Source organism: Chitinimonas sp., from assembly GCF_041904975.1.
Taxonomy (GTDB): Bacteria; Pseudomonadota; Gammaproteobacteria; order Burkholderiales; family Chitinimonadaceae; genus Chitinimonas.
The window spans coordinates 1-7,737 of record NZ_JAYRLZ010000208.1; the positions used below are offsets into that span (position 1 = coordinate 1).

Annotated in this window: 8 protein-coding genes; 1 reads left to right on the plus strand and 7 read right to left on the minus strand. The window is 60.0% G+C overall.

Annotated elements, in window-relative coordinates; all coding sequences use genetic code 11:
- Positions 1 to 267: hypothetical protein (locus tag ACE3OH_RS16530; protein ID WP_374355444.1), on the plus strand; the 267-nt coding region annotated here is incomplete at its 5' end.
- Between the two features lie 109 nt (positions 268 to 376).
- On the opposite strand, the gene ACE3OH_RS16535 is transcribed toward ACE3OH_RS16530, so the two are convergent.
- From ACE3OH_RS16535 to ACE3OH_RS16565, 7 genes are all read right to left on the minus strand, one after another.
- Positions 377 to 1,696 (minus strand): flagellar cap protein FliD N-terminal domain-containing protein, encoded by a 1,320-nt coding sequence (locus ACE3OH_RS16535; RefSeq protein WP_374355448.1) that lies wholly within the window; start codon positions 1,694 to 1,696, stop codon positions 377 to 379.
- Between the two features lie 116 nt (positions 1,697 to 1,812).
- A complete protein-coding gene (locus ACE3OH_RS16540) occupies positions 1,813 to 2,349 on the minus strand; it encodes a peptide deformylase (RefSeq protein ID WP_374355451.1) in 537 nt (178 codons plus the stop codon).
- Positions 2,339 to 3,085, minus strand: coding sequence for an S-methyl-5'-thioinosine phosphorylase (locus ACE3OH_RS16545; RefSeq protein WP_374355453.1), 747 nt, complete (start codon positions 3,083 to 3,085; stop codon positions 2,339 to 2,341). The genes ACE3OH_RS16540 and ACE3OH_RS16545 overlap by 11 nt, the downstream gene beginning before the upstream one ends.
- A gap of 40 nt (positions 3,086 to 3,125) precedes the next feature.
- Complete coding sequence (locus tag ACE3OH_RS16550) at positions 3,126 to 3,578, minus strand: N-acetyltransferase family protein (RefSeq protein WP_374355456.1); 453 nt, start codon at positions 3,576 to 3,578, stop codon at positions 3,126 to 3,128.
- On the minus strand, positions 3,575 to 4,456 hold the full coding sequence (gene galU / locus ACE3OH_RS16555; RefSeq protein WP_374355459.1) for a UTP--glucose-1-phosphate uridylyltransferase GalU: 882 nt from the start codon (positions 4,454 to 4,456) through the stop codon (positions 3,575 to 3,577). The genes ACE3OH_RS16550 and galU overlap by 4 nt, the downstream gene beginning before the upstream one ends.
- Positions 4,457 to 4,515: 59 nt before the next feature.
- Positions 4,516 to 6,618, minus strand: coding sequence for an NAD-dependent DNA ligase LigA (gene ligA, locus ACE3OH_RS16560; protein WP_374355462.1), 2,103 nt, complete (start codon positions 6,616 to 6,618; stop codon positions 4,516 to 4,518).
- 11 nt (positions 6,619 to 6,629) lie between these two features.
- Positions 6,630 to 7,700 carry a cell division protein ZipA C-terminal FtsZ-binding domain-containing protein gene (locus tag ACE3OH_RS16565; RefSeq protein ID WP_374355465.1) on the minus strand — a complete coding sequence of 357 codons (1,071 nt, stop codon included), beginning with the start codon at positions 7,698 to 7,700 and terminating at the stop codon, positions 6,630 to 6,632.
- Positions 7,701 to 7,737: the final 37 nt, after the last annotated feature.

Here is a 7,737-nt window from a genome sequence, read left to right on the forward strand (position 1 = left end):
CTTGCCGGATCAAGCTCTTATGAACGCGTTGGTGCAAGCTTGCTGACTGCAGCTGGACTAGCGGAGCTTGTTTGCAGTACGCGGCAGGAATACGTTGAACGAGCGGTATCACTGACCAGCACGGCCAGCGCCTTATCAACACTGCGAAATGGATTGCGCGAGCGCTTGCACGCTTCGCCCTTGCTGGACGGAAAAACCTATGCGCGCCAATTTGAGCAATTGCTGCGTGAAGTGTGGCATCAATATCTTGACCGGCTTGGCAAGTAGGTGCTGTGAACCGCACCAATGAACAAAAAGCCCGCTATTGACCAGCGGGCTTTTTATTCAACAAAACTGCTACACCTTTTACCTGACCAGCAAAAACACATTGTCTTGATCATGCATAAACCGAAAAACCACTGAAGGGCACTGTGCCGCTGACCGAAGTAACGGCATGATTGGTCAACAGGTCTGTCACCCAGCTTGGCACACCGGTCGTGCCGCTCAATGCTGTGGAAATATTGTTTCGCACCGAGGTGGTAATGGTATTGGCTGCATCCTGTATGCTGCCCGCCCCCGTTGCAGACAGTGTGGATTGAGACAATGTCTTCAGTGAATCAACCAGGGAATTCAGATTGGTGATGGTATTGCTCGCATTGCTGCCATAGGCGCTCGACAAGGTTGAGGCATTCAGCTGGATAAGATTCGGTGTTGCGCTCGCACCAAAGCCCAGTGCCTGTGCTGCCGGAGTGCTTACCAATGTATTGAAATCATTCTGCAGCGTGGTTGCGACGATATTTCCGTTCAGCGAACCGGAACTGCCCAGCAACTGATTCAGGGTGGATTGAAAAGCATTGTATTGCGATACCAGCGTATTGGCCGTTGCCAATACATTGCTGTAGCTGCTGGTTGCCGACGTGGAACTGGTAATGGTGACGGCGCTGCTGCCAGTGGCGACCAGGTCGATATTCGCGCCGTTGGTCAATTGGATGGCCGTATTGCTCTGGCTCGAAATAGTCGAGCCACCATTCACGGTATAGGCCGCATTGCCGGCAGTCTGGCTGGTTGCAAGGCCGATTTGGGAAAAGTGACTGGCCAGCGTATTGAATGGGTCACCCGTCGGCGCCACCACAGCAAACGTATTATTGGTGCCGGTCTGATTGCCGGTGAGGCGCAAACGATAGCCGGAGCCCGACGTTGATTCGACAGTGGCGCTGATACCGGAACCCGATGCATTGAAAGCATCGGCCAAGCCGGTCAGCGAGCCGGAACTGGCGCTGACGTTATATAGCCCCTGACTGGTTTGCACTTGCAGGCTACCCGACCCGAAATAGTCGGTGCTGTCGCTGGCGAAATAGATGCTGGTCTGCACCTGTGATTGTGCCAGCTGGGTAACGTTGACATTGTAGGTACCGGCTGCTGCCTGGCTACCATCGGTGATGGTGGCGGTTACTGCTGCGGTATTGGCGCTATTGATCGTTGCGGTCGTAGTACTTGGCTGGTCGGCACTGGTATTGGCGAGTTGATCTTTGAGGGAGCTGGTGGCTGACAGCGCCTGGCCAAGGCCGGACAGACTGGTCAGGGTTGAGGCAGAAACACCACCCGAGTAGTTGGCGTCTGGCTGAGGAACCCCGGCTTCTGACTTGACTGCCGGTGCTGGCAAGCCGCGCGACGTCAGATGGTAGGAAGCGATGGCATCAAGCAGTGACATGGACATGATCGGACTCCCTGCAGCAGTTCGTCGCGGATTCCGTCACCTTAGCACAAAGCTGGCGGGTGTAAAGCTGCGCTAAGCGCTTGCTGCCAAAGGGTAATTTCCGGCTTTTGCGCGATTCAGTCTTCTGCTGGCAAATGCGGCATCAAGGTATCGACAAAGCCGAACTGGCGCAGATCCTTGATGCGCATCGGGTAAAGCATGCCGAACAGATGATCGCATTCATGCTGGGCCACCCGCGCATGAAAACCGGTCACGGTGCGGTCGATCAGCTGACCGAACTGATCAAAGCCCTGGTAGCGCAAATTCAGGTGGCGCGGCACCACGCCGCGCATGCCCGGTACGCTCAGGCAACCTTCCCAGTCATCTACCAGCTCATCGCCGATCGGCGTCAAAACAGGATTGCACAGCACGGTAAACGGAATCTCCTCCGCTTCCGGATAGCGCGGGCTCTTGAAGCCACCGAATATGGTCAGCTGCTTCGATACACCGATCTGCGGTGCGGCAATGCCGGCGCCATTGAGTTCGCGCATGGTGTCGATCAGGTCATTCACCAGGTCCTGCAAGGCCGCCGAGCCGAATTCATCGGCCTGTATGGGGGCTGCCACTTGCAACAGCAAGGGGTCACCCATTTTGACTATGGATTTAATCGCCATCGACTTTTACCAATGCTTCCAGAATGCGGTGTACCCGCTCGATTGCTTCCTTGAACACGCCCTCGGCCGCCGCCAGGTCCACCTTGTGGCGACTGTCGGCTCGGCCCGCAGCCCAATTCGACACGACGGCGATACTGGCGTAGCTAAGGCCAGCCTCTCGCGCCAGCGCCGCTTCCGGCATACCGGTCATACCCACCATATCGCCACCGTCGCCGGCAATGCGATTGATTTCAGCCGCGGTTTCCAGCCGCGGCCCCTGCGTCGCCGCATACACGCCGCCATCGAGCAGCTTTTGATGGCTGGCCTTGGCCGCCTTCAGGATGCGGCCGCGCTGCTTGGCGCAATAGGGCTCGGTAAAGTCGATATGGGTAACCGGCTTGTCGCCACCTTCAAAGAAGGTGTGCTTGCGGCCATTGGTGTAATCGATGATCTGGTCCGGTAGCACCACGGTGCCGGGCGCCAGGTCTTCGCGAATACCACCTACGGTGCAGACCGACACGATGCGGGTGGCCTTTTGCTCGGCCAGTGCCCAGATATTGGCGCGGTAATTGATTTCATGTGGCGGAATGGTGTGACCATAGCCATGCCGCGCGATAAAGACGACATGGTGGCCACCGATTTCGCCAAAGGTCAACGCACCAGATGGCTCGCCATACGGGGTACGTATCACTTGTCGATGGGTAATCTGCAGATTCTGCAACCGGGTAAGGCCGGTTCCGCCAATGATGGCGAGCATAGCGTATTCCTGTTCTGCCCCGGTTCGGGGACTTATGGTATTAGCCCAGAGCCAGGGTGTAATAGCGGTAGACCGTGTCCTGGACCCAGCCATGCGCTTCGTAAACCCGCTGGGCGGTGTGGTTGTCGTGTGCGGTAGACAATTGCAGGTAGGCGGCACCGCTCTCCTGCCCGAGCCGCTTCGCCTGCTCGAGAAGGGCTTGGGCTATGCCACGGCCACGATGCGAGGGGCAGACGTACAGATCGTTCAAAGTCCAGATCGGCGCCAGCGCCAGCGAACAGAACGTTGGATACAGCATCATGAAGCCGACCGCCTGGCCCTCCACTTCCGCCAGATAGGCCGTCGCCTGCCCGGATTTGATGCGCATGGCCAGATAGGCGTGGGCACTGCTCAAGTCGGCGGGGTATTTATAAAACTGGCGATAGGCATCGAACAGGCGGCCAGCCTCGTCCAGATTGTCTTCAGCGCGCAAGTGGCGCAATACAAAACTCATAAGTCGTTCTTTTCACAAAAGCGTTTCAGGCAGGCGGTGAATTCAGTACCGACCTCGGCATGCTTGGATGCATAGGCCAAGGTGGCTTGCAGATAGCCAAGCTTGTTGCCGCAGTCATAACGGGTACCGGTAAACGGCAAGGCCAACACGCGCTCCTCTTCCAGCAAGGCGGCGATGGCGTCGGTCAGCTGGATCTCCCCGCCTTTGCCAGGATTGGCCTTGGCCAGATGGCGGAAAATACGTGGACTGAGGATATAGCGGCCCACCACCGCCAGCGTTGATGGCGCTTCTTCCGGCGCCGGTTTTTCAACAATGCCGGTCAGCTTCAGATTGCCGCCGCCATTGCGCTCGGTCACCACAATGCCGTAAGAGCCGGTATCGGCGCGCGGTACCTCTTCCACACCAATCACCGAGCTTTGCGTTTCCGCATACAGCTCGGTCATCTGCCGCATGACCGGCACTTCGGCATCGATCAAGTCGTCGGCCAGGATAACGGCGAACGGCTCATCGCCGATCAGCGGGCGGGCGCAATTGACGGCGTGGCCCAGACCCAGCGCTTCGGGCTGACGGATATAGGCGCAACTGACATTTTTCGGCAGCACATTGCGCACCACTTCCAGCAAGGCATGCTTGCCCTTGGCTTCCAGCTCACTTTCCAGCTCATAGGCCTTGTCGAAATGATCCTCGATGGCGCGCTTGGCGCGGCCGGTAACAAAGATCATTTCGGTAATGCCGGCGGCAATGGCCTCTTCCACCGCATACTGGATCAGCGGCTTATCGACCACATTGAGCATTTCCTTGGGGCTGGCCTTGGTAGCCGGCAGGAATCGGGTTCCAAGACCCGCAACCGGGAACACTGCCTTGCTGACCTTACGCATACCTGTTCATTCCTTCCACTCAAATTCCAGCACCGCTGCCACCCTGGCAAGCAGCGCCACTACGCATTTGCGCCAGCCGCCTCGCCCAGCAAGGCATACAGCCCTGCCTCGTCGATTACCGGCACACCCAGCTCGTTTGCCTTGTCGAGCTTGGAGCCCGCCGCTTCGCCGGCGAGCAGGAAATCAGTCTTTTTCGAGACAGAACCCGCCACCTTACCACCGGCGCCCTCGATCAGGGATTTTGCCTGATCACGCCCCAGGGTCGGCAAGGTGCCGGTGATCACCAGCGTCTTGCCCAGCAAGGGCCCGGCCACACTGGCGCCTGGCTCGGTTTCCGGCCAGCTCACCCCGGCCGCACGCAACTGCTCGATCACTTCGATATTCAGCGGCTCAAGGCAAAAATCACGAATCGACTGGGCCACCACCGGTCCGATATCGGGAACCGCTTGCAACTGCGCCAGGCTTGCCTGTGCATCGTCCTGCGTAGCGGCAGCCAACACCCCATCCAGCGAGCCGAAATGGCGCGCCAGATCCTTGGCGGTCACTTCACCCACATTGCGAATGCCTAAGGCATAAATGAAACGAGCCAGACTGGTCTGGCGACTGGCGGCAATGGCCGCCAACAGATTGGCCGCCGATTTTTCCGCCATGCGCTCCAGCTCAGCCAGCTTGAGAATGCCCAGCTTGTAGAAATCGGCAGGCGTGCGCACGAGGCCAGCATCGACCAGCTGATCGACCAGCTTGTCGCCCAGCCCTTCGATATCCATGGCGCGGCGGCCGGCAAAATGCAGCAGGGCCTGCTTGCGCTGCGCGGTACATACCAGACCGCCGCTACAGCGGTAGGCCGCCTCGCCCTCCTCGCGCGCCACATGCGAGCCGCACACCGGACAGGTAGTCGGCATGGCAAACGGCCCATGCACCGGCACTTGGCGCGTTTCGAACAGATCGAGCGCCTCTTCGCGCATAGGCCGGCGGTCCAGCACCACCCCCGCCACTTCGGGAATCACATCGCCGGCACGACGCACGATCACCGTATCGCCAAGCCGGACATCCTTGCGGTGCACCTCATCAAGATTGTGCAAGGTGGCATTGGTAACCGTCACTCCGCCGACAAATACCGGCGCAAGCCGTGCCACCGGCGTCAGCGCACCGGTACGGCCCACCTGGATATCGATGGCCTCGACCACCGTAAGCATCTCTTCTGCCGGGTATTTATGCGCCACCGCCCAGCGCGGCTCGCGGCTGACGAAGCCAAGCTGTGCTTGCAGTGCCCGCTCATTCACCTTGTAGACGACACCATCGATATCGAACGGCAGCTGGTCACGTCTTGCCGCGATAGCCTGGTGAAAGGCAATCAGGCCGTCAGCACCGTTTGTCACTACCCGATCGCTACACACCGGCAAACCCATGTCAGCCAAGGCATCAAGCAGGGCGCCATGCCTTGCCGGAACGTCCCAGCCCAGCACCTCACCGAGGCCATAAGCAAAAAAGCTCAGTGGCCGCTGCGCCGCGATACGTGGATCGAGCTGGCGCACCGCGCCGGCAGCCGCATTGCGCGGATTGACGAAGGTCTTGTCGCCGCGCTCGCGCTGACGTGCATTGAGCGCATCGAAATCATCGCGCCGCATATACACTTCGCCGCGAACTTCCAGCACGGCCGGTGTGGCGCCCTGCAAACGCAAGGGAATCTGCCCGATGGTGCGGATATTCTGGCTGACGTCCTCGCCGGTCTCGCCATCGCCCCGCGTAGCCGCTCGCACCAACTGGCCGTCTTCATAACGCAGGCTGATCGCCAGGCCATCGAACTTCAACTCGGCGGCGTATTCCACCGCCGGTGCGTCTTCGGCAAGACCCAGCTCACGTCGCACCCGTGCATCAAATGCCTCGGCGCCAGCCGGGCCATAGTCGGTCTCGGTACGGATCGACAGCATCGGCACCGTATGTCTTACCGGCGCGAATGCATCGAGCGCCCTGCCGCCTACCCGCTGGGTAGGTGAATCGAGGGTGCGCAAGCCCGGCTCAGCCGCCTCGAGCTGCTCCAGTTCACGGAACAGGCGATCGTACTCGGCGTCCGGCACACTGGGCGCATCGAGCACATAGTATTCATGGGCATAGCGATTAAGCTGCTGACGCAGCTCGCTGGCGCGCTGTTGCGGGGTCATCGGCAGTCCACTCAGGCAAACAGGCGTAGCGCCGCCACGCCACCGGCGGCAATACCGCGTTCATCCATCCGGGCATAGATCGCCACCAGCTGCTTGCGGATAGTGGCAAGGTCGGCCGGCTTGAGCGAACGATTGTCATCGTCGACCAAGTCGCCACCCAGGGTCAGCGCCATCTGCTGCGCCAGGTCAGCCATACGGTCGAACGCCTGCTCGCCGCCCGCCACCCGCGGCACATCGAGTACCAGGGTGATCGAAGGCGTGTCGTCCAGCGCATCGAGCGGTCGATGATGGCGGTCGGCCAGGGTGAACAGGGTCTTGCCGGAGTCGGCACGCGCATGGAATACGCCATCGCCTTCCAGCACCATGCCGGCGGCTTCGGCCATGGCGCGCACCCGGCTCAATTGGAACGGTGTACGGCTGGACACCACGCTCAGGCCGACCAGCATGTCCACCTCGGCGCAGAACGCATCAAGCTCGCGGGCCACCTGTAGCTTGTCTTCGCGCCGGGCAAAGGTGGCAACGCCGCCGTGTTGATGGGCAAAGGCACTGACTTGCTCGCAGAACAGCACCAGCTGCGCCTCGCTCACCGGGCCCTGGCGATCCACCAGTTGCAGGCCGATGCGGAATTCCTGGTATACGCCCTCGCTGCGCACAGCTTCCCACTCGTCTGCCGTAGTCAAGCCCAGCGCACGCACCCGCTTGCCCAATTCGAAAGTGGGCATGGCCGAGCCGGCCAGATTGTCGCCGGGATGCACCTCGGCTACATAATCGAGCGCCGGGTCCAGCACCGATACCGCCAGGGCCAGAGAATCGCTGAGCTGTACGGTTTCTGGTGCATATACCGATTCCGGCTCCACCGCGCTATCGGACGCCATGCCAAACGAAGGCTCGGTACGCAAAAAGCCCGCCTCGCCCTGGCGTACCATATTCTTGGGCGTATCCAGCAATACATCGGGATGGGTTTTTGCAAAGGCTGCGGCAGCGCGCTTTTTGAAGCGCCACTCCTGCCACAGATTGAAGCCCCACACGCCACCGATAACGGCGCCTGCAAGGCCAAGGGTAATCCAGTGAAATTCGGTCATGCCAGTCTCTCCGCGCCTCTTGTCGGGCGCCCGACGA